The 14,350-nt window shown below is 59.6% G+C and carries 14 protein-coding genes; 7 read left to right on the top strand and 7 right to left on the bottom strand.

Annotated features, from left to right (window positions below; translation table 11 throughout):
• The first annotated feature begins 35 nt into the window (after nt 1-35).
• The 5 genes from FS804_RS04260 to rplI all read left to right on the top strand — a co-directional run bounded on the left by FS804_RS04260 (nt 36) and on the right by rplI (nt 3,772).
• Nucleotides 36-1,079, top strand: coding sequence for an aldo/keto reductase (locus tag FS804_RS04260; RefSeq protein WP_144574986.1), 1,044 nt, complete (start codon nt 36-38; stop codon nt 1,077-1,079).
• 288 nt (nt 1,080-1,367) lie between these two features.
• The gene (gene rpsF, locus FS804_RS04270; protein ID WP_004441041.1) at nt 1,368-1,799 is read left to right on the top strand and encodes a 30S ribosomal protein S6; all 432 of its coding nucleotides are present in this window, start codon (nt 1,368-1,370) and stop codon (nt 1,797-1,799) included.
• Between the two features lie 13 nt (nt 1,800-1,812).
• On the top strand, nt 1,813-2,061 hold the full coding sequence (gene rpsR / locus FS804_RS04275) for a 30S ribosomal protein S18 (protein WP_003502063.1): 249 nt from the start codon (nt 1,813-1,815) through the stop codon (nt 2,059-2,061).
• Between the two features lie 146 nt (nt 2,062-2,207).
• Complete coding sequence (locus FS804_RS04280; protein ID WP_144574989.1) at nt 2,208-3,182, top strand: DUF2232 domain-containing protein; 975 nt, start codon at nt 2,208-2,210, stop codon at nt 3,180-3,182.
• A gap of 14 nt (nt 3,183-3,196) precedes the next feature.
• Nucleotides 3,197-3,772, top strand: a complete 576-nt coding sequence (rplI, locus tag FS804_RS04285) for a 50S ribosomal protein L9 (protein WP_063951069.1) — start codon at nt 3,197-3,199, stop codon at nt 3,770-3,772.
• 101 nt (nt 3,773-3,873) lie between these two features.
• Here rplI and FS804_RS04290 read toward each other — a convergent pair whose 3' ends face one another.
• The 3 genes from FS804_RS04290 to FS804_RS04305 are packed head-to-tail and all read right to left on the bottom strand — an operon-like array spanning nt 3,874 to nt 7,148.
• Complete coding sequence (locus tag FS804_RS04290) at nt 3,874-4,941, bottom strand: HlyD family secretion protein (RefSeq protein WP_063951068.1); 1,068 nt, start codon at nt 4,939-4,941, stop codon at nt 3,874-3,876.
• Nucleotides 4,942-4,959: 18 nt separating this feature from the next.
• Nucleotides 4,960-6,696: an MFS transporter gene (locus FS804_RS04295; protein ID WP_186376649.1), complete on the bottom strand. Its 1,737-nt coding sequence runs from the start codon at nt 6,694-6,696 to the stop codon at nt 4,960-4,962.
• Nucleotides 6,693-7,148, bottom strand: a complete 456-nt coding sequence (locus FS804_RS04305) for a MarR family winged helix-turn-helix transcriptional regulator (RefSeq protein WP_063951066.1) — start codon at nt 7,146-7,148, stop codon at nt 6,693-6,695. The genes FS804_RS04295 and FS804_RS04305 overlap by 4 nt, the downstream gene beginning before the upstream one ends.
• A 311-nt stretch (nt 7,149-7,459) precedes the next feature.
• Between FS804_RS04305 and FS804_RS04310 the strand changes: the two genes are divergently transcribed.
• Nucleotides 7,460-8,956: a replicative DNA helicase gene (locus FS804_RS04310; RefSeq protein WP_063951065.1), complete on the top strand. Its 1,497-nt coding sequence runs from the start codon at nt 7,460-7,462 to the stop codon at nt 8,954-8,956.
• Between the two features lie 175 nt (nt 8,957-9,131).
• On the opposite strand, the gene FS804_RS04315 is transcribed toward FS804_RS04310, so the two are convergent.
• The 4 genes from FS804_RS04315 to FS804_RS04330 all read right to left on the bottom strand — a co-directional run bounded on the left by FS804_RS04315 (nt 9,132) and on the right by FS804_RS04330 (nt 12,966).
• Entirely contained in the window at nt 9,132-10,826 is a 1,695-nt protein-coding gene (locus tag FS804_RS04315; RefSeq protein WP_371417811.1) for an ABC transporter ATP-binding protein, read from the bottom strand.
• A 183-nt stretch (nt 10,827-11,009) separates the two neighbouring features.
• Entirely contained in the window at nt 11,010-11,312 is a 303-nt protein-coding gene (locus FS804_RS04320) for an AzlD family protein (RefSeq protein ID WP_144574995.1), read from the bottom strand.
• Entirely contained in the window at nt 11,309-12,013 is a 705-nt protein-coding gene (locus FS804_RS04325) for an AzlC family ABC transporter permease (protein WP_144574998.1), read from the bottom strand. The genes FS804_RS04320 and FS804_RS04325 overlap by 4 nt, the downstream gene beginning before the upstream one ends.
• A gap of 95 nt (nt 12,014-12,108) precedes the next feature.
• Complete coding sequence (locus FS804_RS04330) at nt 12,109-12,966, bottom strand: AraC family transcriptional regulator (RefSeq protein ID WP_186376650.1); 858 nt, start codon at nt 12,964-12,966, stop codon at nt 12,109-12,111.
• Between the two features lie 158 nt (nt 12,967-13,124).
• Between FS804_RS04330 and alr the strand changes: the two genes are divergently transcribed.
• Nucleotides 13,125-14,300, top strand: coding sequence for an alanine racemase (alr, locus tag FS804_RS04335; RefSeq protein WP_144575000.1), 1,176 nt, complete (start codon nt 13,125-13,127; stop codon nt 14,298-14,300).
• The last annotated feature ends 50 nt before the right edge of the window (nt 14,301-14,350 follow it).

Consider the following 14,350-nt stretch of genomic DNA (forward strand, 5'->3'; position numbering starts at 1 on the left):
TTCCAAACTATCTGGCCAAGCACCGGGACATTTCCATGAAACAGAGACTATTGGGCCGCACGGGTATTTCCGTGTCCGAAATCTGCCTCGGCACCATGACGTGGGGCACGCAGAACACCGAAGCCGAAGCGCATGCGCAGATGGATTACGCCATCGAAAACGGCGTCAACTTCTTCGATACGGCAGAGCTATACCCCACCACGCCCGTTTCCGCCGAAACGCAGGGTCGGACCGAAGAGTATATCGGGACATGGTTTGAAAAGAGCGGCAAGCGCGATCAGGTCGTGCTCGCCACCAAGGTTGCCGGCTCAGGACGCGATTACATTCGTGGCGGTCGCGATATCGATGCCGCCGCGATCCGCGAGGCTGTCGACACCAGCCTCCAGCGCCTGAAGACCGACTATATCGACCTCTACCAAATCCACTGGCCGAATCGCGGCACCTATCATTTCCGTGGCGCATGGAGCTTTGACGCGTCCGGTCAGGATACCAAGCGCACGATCGCCGAAGTCACCGAGAAACTCGAAACGCTCGGCGAACTGGTAAAGGCCGGTAAAATCCGCGCCATCGGCCTTTCCAACGAAAGCGCGTGGGGGACGCAGAAATATATCGACATCGCAGACGCCAGGGGCCTGCCGCGCGTCGCCACCATCCAGAACGAGTATAACCTGCTCTATCGCAGCTTCGATCTCGACATGGCTGAAGTCGCCCACCACGAAAATGTCGGGCTGCTCGCCTATTCGCCGCTGGCGGCAGGGCTGCTGACCGGCAAATACCAGAATGGCGCCCGCCCCGCCGGCTCACGCGGCACCATCAACCAGGACCTCGGCGGCCGCTTACAGCCGCATCAGGAAGCCCCGGTCAAGGCCTATCTGGAGCTTGCCGCCCAGCATGGCATCGATCCGGCAAAACTCGCCATCTCCTTCTGCCTGACGCGCCCCTTCATGGCCTCCGTCATCATCGGCGCCACCACCATGGAGCAGCTGAAGACCGATATTGCGGCTGCGGATGTGACGCTTTCGGATGAGGTGCTAAAGGCCATCGCAGCGATCCACCGGCAGTATCCGATGCCGATCTGACGATGAAACGGCGCGCTTATTCGCCTCCGCCCTTGCATTCCGGGCAAAAATCCGTATAAGCGCGCTGTTCACAACACCCGGTCCAATTGGCTGGTGGCTGAACGGAGGGCTGGTTCCGGTGACGGAACAGCAGGAACCATAAGGTTTTTCCGGCCTCCCGTGTCTCCGCTCTCGACCGTCTCGAACAACGCTTTTCTTGCTTTAAGGCTTACGCCTTTTCAGGAGCAGTCGTTGAGGCTTAGCGCCGTTGCCGGGTGAAGGACGAAACGCAAGAAAGGCAAAGCTTAAATGGCTCTTTACGAACACATCTTCCTTGCCCGGCAGGATATTTCTGCCCAGCAGGTCGACGCACTTGTCGAGCAGTACAAGGGCGTTATCGAATCGTTCGGCGGCAAAGTCGGACGCATCGAGAACTGGGGTCTGAAGTCCCTCACCTACCGCATCAAGAAGAACCGCAAGGCTCACTACGCTCTCATGGACATCGACGCTCCGGCGGCCGCCATCCATGAAGTCGAGCGCCAGATGCGCATCAACGAAGACGTTCTTCGCTACATGACCATCGCCGTCGAAGCCCACGAAGAAGGCCCGTCCGCTATGATGCAGAAGCGCGATCGTGACGACCGTCCGCGCCGCGATGGCGACCGTCCGGACCGTGGCCCGCGTGAAGATCGCGGTCCCCGCGAAGACCGTCCGCGCCGTCCGCGCGAAGACCGTGCATAAGGAGAATTGACCAATGGCTGACGCATCCTCTTCCCAGGCACGCCGCCCGTTCCACCGCCGTCGCAAGACGTGCCCCTTCTCCGGCGCAAACGCTCCGAAGATCGATTACAAGGACGTACGTCTCCTGCAGCGCTACATTTCCGAGCGCGGCAAGATCGTTCCTTCCCGCATCACGGCCGTTTCCCAGAAGAAGCAGCGCGAACTCGCCCAGGCGATCAAGCGCGCCCGTTTCCTCGGCCTGCTGCCCTACGTCGTAGCGTAATGAATTGAAGCGAGGCTGCGTTCGGCGCGGCCTCGCTTTTCCAGATCCTTCCGCGTTGGGCGCGGATCGATACCATAAAACCCATGTTGGGGATGAGGCTCTCAGGAGCGATCCTCTAACTGCTTAAGTTTCAGCAGGACAGCGAAGTGCAAAAGTTCAACCAGACAGTGCTGATAGCAGGCGTTCTCGCCGGCATATGCGCCGCGTTTCTGACGCTTGGCGCCACCGCACAGTCGTCTTTTTCCTTCCTGCTTTATGCCGGTTCCGCCATGCCGATCCTCGTTGCGGGCATGGGCTGGGGCAATCGCGCAGCTATCGTTGCCATCCTCACCGCCGCCATTATCGGCGCGCTGGTGATGTCGCCGCTTTTTGCCCTGACGATCGCGATCTTTACGCTGATCCCGGCGGGCTGGCTGTCGCATCTGGCCAATCTGGCGCGCCCGGCCTCCGAACTTGGCGGACCGGATGACCTGCTCGCCTGGTATCCCCTGTCCGGCATCGTGCTGCACCTGTGCATTCTGATTTCGGTCGCCGTTGTCATTCTCGGCTGGATGATCGGCTACGGGCCAGATCTCGTCGCCCGCATGGTCGATATCATGATGACTTCGGTGCAGAACCGCGAACCCCTGTTCGAACCCAATGCCGAGGCGCTCGCCCAGACGAAATCGCTGCTGGTGCTGACGCTGCCGATCGTTCAGGGTGCTCTCTGGGTCATCCTTCTGTTTGCGGCCTATTATTTCGCGACCCGGCTGGTCGGCGCCTTCGGCAAGGGTCTGCGCCCGCGCGAGGATATTCCGGCCGCATTGCGCATGCATCGCAACGCGATCTTCATTTTCCTCGCAGGCATTCTTGCAATGTTTTTCGGCGGTGTCGCGGCCATGGTCGGCGCAGTCGTCTGCGGCACTTTCGGCGCGGGCTTCCTGATGGCGGGTTACGCCTCGCTGCATAAAAAAGCGCGCGGAAAGGACTGGCGCCTGCCAGTTCTCATCCTCGCTTATCTCTCGGCGGTCTTTGTCTTTCCGCTGTTCATCATTCTCGTGTTCGGCCTCAGCGACGTGCGCAGCACGATCTCCCTGACGCCGGCACGGAAAACAGACACTACGAACGAAACCAACAACTAGAAAGGATCAAGAAGATGGACGTTATTCTTCTCGAACGCATCAACAAGCTCGGCCAGATGGGCGAAACCGTCAAGGTTCGCGACGGCTATGCCCGTAACTTCCTGCTGCCGCAGGGCAAGGCGCTGCGCGCCAACGCTGCCAACAAGACCCGTTTCGAAACCGAGCGCGCAACGCTCGAAGCTCGTAACCTTGAGCGCAAGTCGGAAGCCCAGAAGGTTGCCGAAGCCCTCGAAGGCAAGTCCTTCATCGTTGTCCGTTCGGCTGGCGAAACCGGTCAGCTGTACGGTTCCGTTGCTGCCCGCGACGTCGTTGAAATCCTGGCTGCCGAAGGCTTCAACATCGGCCGCAACCAGGTTGAGCTGAACACGCCGATCAAGACCATCGGTCTGCACAACGTTACCCTTCACCTGCACGCCGAAGTCGAACTGCAGGTCGAGCTGAACGTTGCCCGTTCGGCTGAAGAAGCTGAGCGTCAGGCCAAGGGCGAAAGCCTCACCTCCGCTGACGCCATCTACGGCGTTGACGAAGACGCGCTGCGTCCGGAAGACTTCTTCGATCCGGAAGCCGACAACGACGGCGACGACGAATAAGATCTGGCCTAACGGTCAAAGGAAAACCCCGGATGGCGACATCCGGGGTTTTTTGTTTGTCGGGTCGTGGAGAGTATGCGGAGAGGCACTCTGGAGCGAGATTACCTCGCCGCCGTCTCCGCCCCATCAGGCGCCTTGGCCTTGTCCACATGCACCACCACGGACATGCCCGGCGAAAGCTCCGCGGCCAGCGGCTGATCCGCGTCTATGGCGATGCGGACACCGAGGCGCTGGGCGATCTTGACGAAATTGCCGGTCGCATTGTCAGGCTTGATGACGGCGAATTCCGAACCCGTTGCGGGGGAAAAGCGCTCGACGTGACCGGTCAGCTTACGGCGATGCAGCGCATCGACGGAGATCGTCACCGGCTGGCCGACCTGCATGCCTGCGAGCTGGGTTTCCTTGAAATTGGCGATGACCCAGACATCATGCGGCACGACGGCCACGAGCTGCGTTCCGGCGGTGACATATTGCCCGGTGCGGACTCCAACTTCGCCCAGCCTGCCGTCCACTGGCGCGTGGATTTCGGTATTGGCAAGATCGATGCGCGCGAGTTCGACCGCGGCTTCGGCGTTCGCGACAGCGGCCTGCAGCGAGCTACGGTTGACGATGATCGTCTGCAGGTCCTGCCGGGACACTTCCAGCGCCGCCTTTGCCTGCGATAGCGAGGCCCTCGCCTTTTCCAGCGCGGCATGGGCCTCTTCCTGGAGGCTGGAGGTTCCGACACCGCTCTTGATCAAGTTGTCCTGCCGGTCGGAAGCAAGCTGCGCCTGTTTCAGCGACGCCTCTGCACTGTCGACGGCCGCTTCACTGGAGCGGATATTGGCGTTGGCGGCATTTTCCTGCTGACGGGAATTATCGAGCGCCGCCTTGTGCGTATCGAGCGTTGCTTCCGCCTGCGCCTGCTTCTGGCGGTAGATACGGTCGTCGATCTTGGCGAGCAGTGCGCCCTGCTTGACTTCCTGATAATCCTTGACCGGCACATCCACGACATAACCGCTGACCTGCGGGCTCATGGTGGTGACATAACCACGCACGAAGGCGTTGTCGGTCATTTCGACGGTGGAGAGGAACGGCGGCAGCCGCCAGGCATAGAGCACAAGCGCCACGCCGGCGATGCCGCCGAGCAACACAAGGATGGAAACGGGGGTAAAAAACTTCTTCAGCATGATGTCACTCTTGGATGTTCAAGACTGGGCCGCTGGTGCGGCATCGGCATTTCCAGAAAGAAGAGGCCAGATGCGTCGCCAGGCAAGATGGATTAAAAGGAAGGCAAGCGCCAGCGCAGAGACAACCGATATCAGCAGGAATGTATCGTTGTAGGCAAGCACATAGGCTTCCCTGCTGACCTGTTGACCAAGCAGCGCAAGACCTTCCGCCCTCAGCAGGGCGGGATCAGTGATCACGTGGCTGTAAGCCCCAGACAGCTGCGAGACACGCTGGGCAACGAGTGGGTTGGTCAGAAGAATATTCTCCACCAGGACGTTGGAGTGGAATTTCTCCCGCAGCGTCACGAAGCTGCCCAGCAGACCCGTCATCAGCATCGAGCCGGTGATTTGCGTGAACAGAAAGATGGTGATGAAGTTCACCAGATAGGGTGCGCCCCTGGCGAGGGCCGCGCCAAATCCCTTGGCCATGACAGGCGGCAGGAACATGGCGGCGCCGAACGCAATCATCATCTGGCTGAGATACATCTGCTCCGGGCGGGTCAGATTGCTCGACTGGCTGTCCATGAAGGAGCCTGCCGCGATCAACGTCAGCGCGATGACGTGCGCGGTATCGACATATTTCGTCAACATCAGCCAGGCGCAGGCCGCACCGCCCAGAACAGTGGCCAGCAGCACCAGCGCGTAGAGCGTGATTGTCTGATCATTGAGAAGGCCGAGCTGCTGGTAAAAGCTGACAGCCGTTGACGACTGTTCCGACGATATTCCCCTGTAGACCAGCAGAACTGCAATGGCATGCAGATTGGTTCTGGAGAATATCCAGCGCAGGTCGAGCAGCGGGTTCTTGCGCGGGAGTTCGATGAAAGCCATCAGCGTCAAAAGCGCAATCGAGGTCGCAAGCAATGCGCCAAGCCACCAGGTTTCGAACCACCAATAAAACCGGCCGAGCGTCAGCATGACCGCGAGGCAACCGAGACCGCCGGCGAACAGCAGGTAGCTCAGAATATCCATGCGCTCGATAACCTTCGCGCGGGGCGGCGGCGTGACCTTGAGGACATAGATCATCGCAAGCGATATCAGCGCAAAACCTACTTCCATCGAATAAAGGGCATTCCAGCCGTCGATGGCCAGAAGCGAGGGCGACACCATGCGCGCGATCGGCGCCGACAACAGCGTGCCCGTCAGCGCGATGCTGAAACCGAGCGAGAATTTCCGGGCGGGCGGAAAAGCCTCCAGAATATAAAGGAAGCCGAGCGAGGAAATCGGTGCCGCGGCCATGCCGCTGATGAAGCGGATGACGATTGCCGAATGCAAATCCGTGACGAAAAGGTTGAGGCAGTTGGCGATCACAAAGGCGACGATGGACAGTTCCGCAAAGGGCCGCAGGCCATATTGCGCCCTGACCTTGAACAGCGCGATGGAAAAGGTCGCATAGGGCGCCATATAGGCGGCGGAGAGCCAGGCAACCTCTGCCACTGTAGCGGAAAACTCTCCCTGCAGCTGATAGATATTGGCCATGACGAGGTTCATGCCGAGGCCCTGCGTGATGAAAAAGCACAGGCCGGCGAAGATGAAGCAGAGACGCAGCCACAGCGGCCGCTCCGGCTGGACAGGCGCTGCCGGGGCGGGCTGTGGGGCCTGCGCAGCCGCAACGTCTTCCTGCCGCATGGCGGCCGGGTCAGCCTGCGTGATCACGGGATCGGGCGCTTTTTCGAGCCTCGCATCATCATCATCATTCTGCGACACGATGGTGCTCATGGCTGCGCCCTCCCCGTTGCAAGCTGGTGCAGGTTTGCCGACAGGCGGCGCATGACATCCAGTGCCATCGCCAGATCCTGCGATGAAATGTCGGCAGCGATTTCCGAACGCAGCGATTTCGCCATCGCCTGTACAGTCTCGGAGGTCTTTTCACCTTCGGCCGTCATATGAATGCGTTTTGCCCGGCGGTCGTTTTCGTCCGAGCGACGCTCGATCAGATTCTGCTTCTCCATTCCATCAAGCACCCGCACCAGCGTCGGTGTTTCGATTTCCATTTCTTCGGCCAATTCCGTCTGTGTCAGCGGTCCGCGCCGCGAGAGCGCAAAGAGCGCGCGCGCCCGTGCCAGCGTCAGCCCGCTCTCCGCCACCCGCGCGTCGAAGAACGCACGCAGTTTGCGGGTGAAAGCGGAGACTTCATCCAGAAGCTGTTCCTTGTCGGTCTCGCGGGACATTTCAGCAAGCCTTATAATTAGCACACTACTTATTTTCTGCCTATTTATTCGTAGGCCTGATGAATTTCAAGTTTCTTTCATGCCGGGTCTGCCATGCGGTAAACTCATGGCAGCGAATCACGTTGCCGGGAATTTTTCCCGCCCCCTGTCCCGTCCTCCTGTGGATTGCTGGGGACAAGTGAAGATGTGATCGAGCGCCATGGGGCAGACGTCAGCCTGCCATAGAGTGTTGCAACAATATCATTGACTGCCGTGCCCCAGGAAGCCAAAGCCTGAGGTGTAAGAAAAGGCAAAGGGAGATCGCGCAAACCATGAACGACGCTGTGAGAAAGATCACCCCCGCGCAACCGGCCGAACCGCATTACCGCGAAGCGCCCAACAACATTGAAGCGGAGCAGGCGCTGCTGGGCGCCATCCTGGTCAACAACGACGCCTATTACCGCGTGTCGGACTTCCTGAAGCCCGTGCACCTCTATGAGCCGCTGCATCGCAAGATCTTCGAGGTGGCCGGCGACATCATCCGCATGGGCAAGACCGCCAATCCGGTAACCATCAAGACTTTCCTTCCCGCCGACGATAAGATCGGCGACCTGACGGTGGCGCAGTACCTCGCCCGTCTTGCAGCGGAAGCCGTTTCCATCATCAACGCGGAAGATTACGGCCGGGCTATCTACGATCTCGCGTTGCGCCGTGCGTTGATCCAGATCGGCGAAGACGTCGTCAACATCGCCTATGACGCGCCGCTCGACATGCCACCGCAGGCGCAGATCGAAGACACGGAACGCCGCCTGTTCGAGCTGGCGGAAACCGGCCGTTATGACGGCGGCTTCCAGTCCTTCAACGACGCCGTTGCCCTGGCGATCGATATGGCGGGCGCCGCCTTTGAACGCGACGGCAATCTCTCCGGCATCTCCACCGGCATCCACTCGCTCGATGCCCGGATGGGCGGGTTGCAGCGTTCCGACCTTATCGTTCTTGCGGGTCGTCCCGGTATGGGCAAGACCTCGCTCGCGACCAACATCGCCTATAACATCGCTGCATCTTACGAGCAGGAAGTGCAGCCCGACGGCTCGTACAAGGCCAAGAACGGCGGCGTTGTCGGCTTCTACTCGCTCGAAATGTCGTCCGAACAGCTGGCGACCCGTATCATTTCCGAGCAGACGGAAGTGTCATCCTCGAAAATCCGCCGCGGCGACATTACCGAGGCCGACTTCGAAAAGCTCGTCGCCTGCTCCCAGATGATGCAGAAGGTGCCGCTTTACATCGACCAGACCGGTGGTATCTCGATTGCCCAGCTTTCCGCCCGTGCCCGCCGCCTGAAGCGCCAGCGCGGCCTCGATGTTCTCGTGGTCGACTACGTTCAGCTGATGACCGGCTCCGGCAAGAGCGGTGAAAACCGCGTGCAGGAAATCACCCAGATCACCACCGGCCTGAAGGCGCTGGGCAAGGAACTCAACGTTCCGATCATCGCGCTCTCACAGCTCTCCCGCGCGGTGGAAAGCCGCGAAGACAAGCGCCCGCAGCTCTCCGACCTGCGTGAATCAGGCTCGATCGAGCAGGACGCCGACGTGGTGCTCTTTGTGTTCCGCGAGGAATATTACGTCAAGAACATGGAGCCGCGCGATGTCTCCGACCCGAAATATGCCGAATGGGAGGCCCTGTTCGACAAGGTCAAAGGCACAGCCGACGTCATCATCGCCAAGCAGCGCCACGGACCGACCGGCACGGTGAAACTCGCCTTCCAGTCCGAGTTCACCCGCTTCACCGACCTCGCCGATCCGAGCTTCAGCCAGTATGAAGAGCATTGAACGGGGATGGGGCTCAGGTTGACCCGGCCGTAAGTCTTTGTACTGAAGTCGCCAGGCGACTTGCGGGCGGCATTCGATAAAACAGACAGATTGAGGGTGTGCGACGCGCCCCTTCCGGATGTGCGCCAAGCATTTTTACCGTCAGGCAACCGCGCCGCAGCGGCTTGGAATCTTTTCAAACGCCCGCGGCGCGGGGCTCGGATGTATATGGATCGCGGCCGGCCGGCAACACGATCACCTGATCCGCCTCGCGGATACTGCTTTGGCGATGCGTAATGGCAATTATCGTCACGTCGCTGTCGACGACGCGCAGCTGATCCATGATCTCGCGTTCGGTCTCCTCGTCAAGCGCGGAACTGGCCTCATCGAGAAGCAGGATCGTCGGCTCCGCATAGAGCGCGCGCGCAATCGCCACACGCTGGCGTTCGCCGCCCGATAGTTTCAAGCCTCTCTCACCAACGATGGTGTCGAATCCATCCGGCATTTCTTCGATGCGGGTGAGAATGGCAGCGCGCTGGGCCGCGCGGCGCAATCTCTCTTCGTCCGGCACCCGACCCAGAATAATATTACTGCGCAGCGTATCATTGAGTAACTGAACCTCCTGGGGCACGATGCCGGCGGCGGCGAACCAGTCTTCGCGAGAAATGGTGGAAAGATCTGCGTCGTCGACGGTGATGCGGCCTTGCTGCGGTGCCATCGTCTTCTGCAGCAGTTTGAACAGGGTCGATTTGCCCGATCCGGTTTCACCGGTGATGAAGGTCAAGCGACCGGGTGCGGCGGTAAAAGAGACGCCATCAACACCACGACCGTTGGCGTAACGATAACCGACCCCTTCAAGCCTGAGTGTGCGCATCGTACCCCTAGGCGCGCTTGACCCGGACGACACCTCTTCGTCGGGCGCGTGCCACATCTGCGCATAAGGCCCAAATTGAGCGAGCGCCCGGGCGGTCTCGGAGATCGAATGTCCGATGAGTTCGAATGGTACGTTGAGCTGCAACAACAGAGTGTTGAAAAGAACGATGTCGCCGATCGACAGCGCGCCCGCCTGGGATCGCGGCAGCAGAAGATAGAAACCGACGATAATCTGGATTCCCAGCGCGAGGGAAATAGTCAAGACGAACCCGATCCGACGGAGCGAATAAAGCCGCCAGTTCCGGTAGATCAGCCCGGCGCTCTCTGCAAAACGACGTTTCATCCAGACGTTGCTGCCGGTGTGTCGCAAAGGCTCGATCATGGAAATGGCGTTGCCGACGAAGCCGGCATTATCCTGTCCGGCGTCCATGGCTTGCTCGAGATAAGGCGTTGTCAGGCGATTGGATGCGAGTGTCAGGGCAACGAATATCACTCCATAGGCGACGACGATCAGCACCAGATCGGCGCTCAGCACGGCCCCCATCAGTAGGATACTCAGCAAAAATGTCGCCATGCCGGGAATGAAAGAAATCAAACCGATCTGCATGAGCGTGGAGGCTGACGAAGCGCCGCGCGCCTGTGCGGATTGTATCTCCACCGGATTGTGATCGTTGAAAAAAGACGGGAGTTTGTGGACGATGCGATCAAAGAAGCTGGTTGAAGCAACAAACTCAAGACGTTCCGCGTGGATGACAGTGAGATATTGTGTCGAGCGCTCGAGGCCCGAAGCCAGCGCTGTCAAAATGGCGTAAAGCGCAAAGCCCAGCATCCACTGCTTCGGATCGTCAGGGAGATCATCGATGAGGCGTGAAAAGATATAGGGCGCAGCTGCACTCAATGACGCGCCGATGAGAATCGAAACAAGCAGCAAACATATCGATGGCCACGAGGTTCTAAGGTCCTCAGCATAAATGCTGGAGAGCGGACCAATCACAATATGCTGCTTGCCCACTGTCACTCTCCCCTGCCTGAGCCGACTGAAAGCTATCAAGCAGGTGCATAGCGATACAAAATCGACACCTCAAGGGCTTTGAGGCGGTCGATTTGTAGATTGTATTTCAGGCATAATAGATCTTGCGGTCGTCGCGAAGTCTGCGCGATTGAGGACCTCGAATCTTTTCAACATCTTTCGCCATTTCCCTCACAAACCGATTCCGCGCAGCAGCGCCACCGAGAGGATGCCCAATCCTGCCGCCGGCAGCAGGCTGAGGCGTAGAGCGGCGACAGCGGTGATGGCGCAGGCCATGGTTTCGGCAGGACCGCTGGCGAATGCGGTGGGCGTGACGACGGCCATCAGGACCGCTGGGGGCACTACGCCAAGCGCCTTTTTCAGGCGCGGCGTCAGTTTGAAATGGTTGACCAGCAACAGACCGCCGAGGCGTGTCGCGACGGTTGCCGCCGTCATTGCGAGGATGGTGATGAACGTGTTTGGATCGAGCGTCATGCGGGCTGTTCCATCTCTTGCCCATGGGCAAAGGCGGCCACGGCGAGCCCGGCGACGGCACCAGCCGCGATATACCAGGCGCCGGGCAGCAACGCATGGATGAGGTAGGCGGCTGAGGCGCTGGCCAGCAGAACAAGGCTGGTCTCCCTGCCCTTCCAGAAGCCCATCAGCAACACGATGAAGACTGCTGGAAAAGCAAAGTCCAGGCCTATGACCGACATGTCGCCGACAACGGAGCCGAGCAACGCACCCGTCACTGTCGCGAGGTTCCACACGAGATAGATGGACAAGGCGGCGCCAGCAAAAAAGGCAGCGCTCAGTTTGCCAGTGATAACGCGAAATTCTGCAAGAGCCCAGGATTCATCCGTTAGCACCAGCATGGCCGCGTATTTTCTCCAGCCTTTGAAGTCATCCAGCTTGCCCGCAATCGAAGCACTCATCAGTGCGTGGCGAAGGTTGACCAGCAATGCTGCAAATCCGAGTCCACTCCAGCTTGCCGGATGTGTCCACAGATCCATGGCGACGAACTGTGAGCCGCCGGCAAAGACAAGAAGCGACATCAGGGACGCCTCAAGCGGCGACAGGCCCTTGCCGATGGCGGCGGCGCCAAAAACCACGCCGATCGGCACCATGGCGACCAGCAATGGTGCGGCGGCCCTCAACCCTTCGATAAATTCGGCGCGTTTTTGCGGTTTCGACATGGCATTCTCCCTTTCAGGCGAAGGGGATTACGCCGAGGCTGGTGTTCGGTCTTGAACAAAAGTGATGTCACAAGAGGAAGCGTCCCGAAAAAATATCATCCCATCCTGAACTGCCCCGGTGTTACGCCGGTGCGAGCCTTGAAATGGCGGGTAAAGTGCGCCTGATCGGCAAAACCACACATTGCTGCCACCTCCGCTGGCATCTCGCCTGCGCGTAAAAGCCGGCGCGCACGTCGGATGCGGATATCCGTCAGAAAAGCGTGCGGGGTGATATGGAATTCCTTGCGAAAGGCGCGGATGAGATGAGCGCGACTGAGGCCTGCAATGGCAGCGAGTTCCTCCAGGCCGATATCGGTTTCGTAATTGTCGGAAAGATAGTCGCGCGCGGTGTAAACCGCCGTTTTCTCACGCGTCTCGACCGGCAGGATAATGGCGCTGCCATGCCTGCCGAAAATGGCGGCAAGGACGGAGAACATGCCCTCGTCCGCCTCCAGCGCCCCGGTTATGGCTTCCAGTCGACGATGCGCCATCTGAAAGGCCGCTGCCATATGCGGATCATAGGGAAGAAATTTCGGAAAGGAGGGCGTACCGTGAAAGGTCCTCCCGGTCACATCCTCGATGATGTCGCGCAAGAGTTCTATATCCGGGTAGATCATCCGGTAGCGATAACCGCCCCCACCCGGGGCACCGTCGTGAATCTCATCCGGGTTGATGAGGTAGAGGTTTCCCGGCCCCGTGTGTTCGGTGGTTCCCTGAATCGTGGAAATCTGCGAGCCGCTTTCGATCGCGCCGATCGAAAACGTGTCGTGCGCGTGCGGCGAATATTCGTGTGTTAGAAATGTAGCGCTCAGGCACTCCATGCCGCCAAAACGTCTGTCACGCCAGAACCGGGTGGTCTCTGTCGTGGCGACGGGCATGAAATCAAGGGCCTGTTCCTGCGAAACATGATGCATGAGCAAATTTTAGACCATTCAGCGCTGACCGTCTTGAACAAAAGTGATCGACCTAATCACAGCTTGGGTCAAAGCCTGGTGCCTTGCAAAAATCGGTAACGGTTTGTCCGGCGATGCTGTAGGGTCCCGACCCGTTCAAGATCAACCGGACGCATGGCATGACAGACGACTTCGAAGACAGCTTCCCCGAACACGAAACAGACGCCTTCGAGCACGCGCCACTGCGGCTCACCGTCGATCTCGGTGCTCTCGCCGATAATTGGCGAGACATGAAAAGGCGCTCCGGCAGGGCGCGGACCGCGGCTGTCGTCAAGGCCGATGCTTACGGGCTTGGCATCGAGGATTGCGGTGCGACCCTTTATCATGCGGGCGCGCGCGATTTCTTCGTGGCGACGGTCGCCGAGGGCGCGACCCTGCGCTCCTATGCGCCGGAGGCACGCATCTTAGTGCTGTCGGGCATCTGGCAGGGGCAGGAACGGCAGGTCTTCGACAATGATCTGGTGCCGGTTCTCGCCTCCGAGGAGCAGCTCTCCTTCTGGATGGCGACGGTCGCCGAGCGTGGCGATCACCCCTGCGCGCTCCATGTGGACACCGGTTTCAACCGGCTCGGCCTGCCGCTTGAGGACGCACTTTTCCTTGCCGACGACGTGACACGTCCGGCAAGCTTCGATCCGGTTCTCGTGCTGTCCCACCTCGCCTGCGGCGATACGCCGTCGGCGCCGATGAACAGGGCACAGCTTGAATCATTCCGAAAGGTTAGCGCCGCTTTCGAAGGTATTGAATCAAGCCTTTCGGCTTCCGCTGGTATCTTTCTCGGTCCCGATTATCATTTTGACCTCACCCGCCCCGGCATCGCACTTTATGGCGGCGAAGCGGTGAACGACGTCGCCAATCCCATGCGTGCCGTCGCCAAGGCCGAGGCACGCATCATCCAGATTCGTGAGGCGGGCGAAGGCCAGACCGTCAGTTATGGCGGGACTTTCCTGCTGAAACGCGCAAGCAGACTTGCCATTGCTTCCGTCGGTTATGCCGATGGTTATCAGCGCTCGCTGTCCGGTTCGGGCATCCCGCTACGCGACATGGGCCATGGCGGCGCTTACGGCGTCGTCAACGGCTACAGGGTGCCGGTGGCCGGCCGCGTGACGATGGATCTCACCATTTTCGACGTCACCGATGTGCCCCATAATGCCATTCGCGCTGGCGATTACATCGAGCTTTTCGGTCCAAACGTGCCCGTAGACGAGGTCGCTCGCGCGGCGGGAACGATCGGCTACGAGATGCTGACAGGACTCGGCCTTCGGTATGAGCGGCAATATCTGATGGCGGATGACTGAGAGACGCCTTTAGCTCTTGGAAAGCCGACGCGACCTGTGCTAAAAGAGAA

The organism is Agrobacterium sp. DE0009, from assembly GCF_007680755.1.
GTDB lineage: Bacteria > Pseudomonadota > Alphaproteobacteria > Rhizobiales > Rhizobiaceae > Agrobacterium > Agrobacterium tumefaciens_B.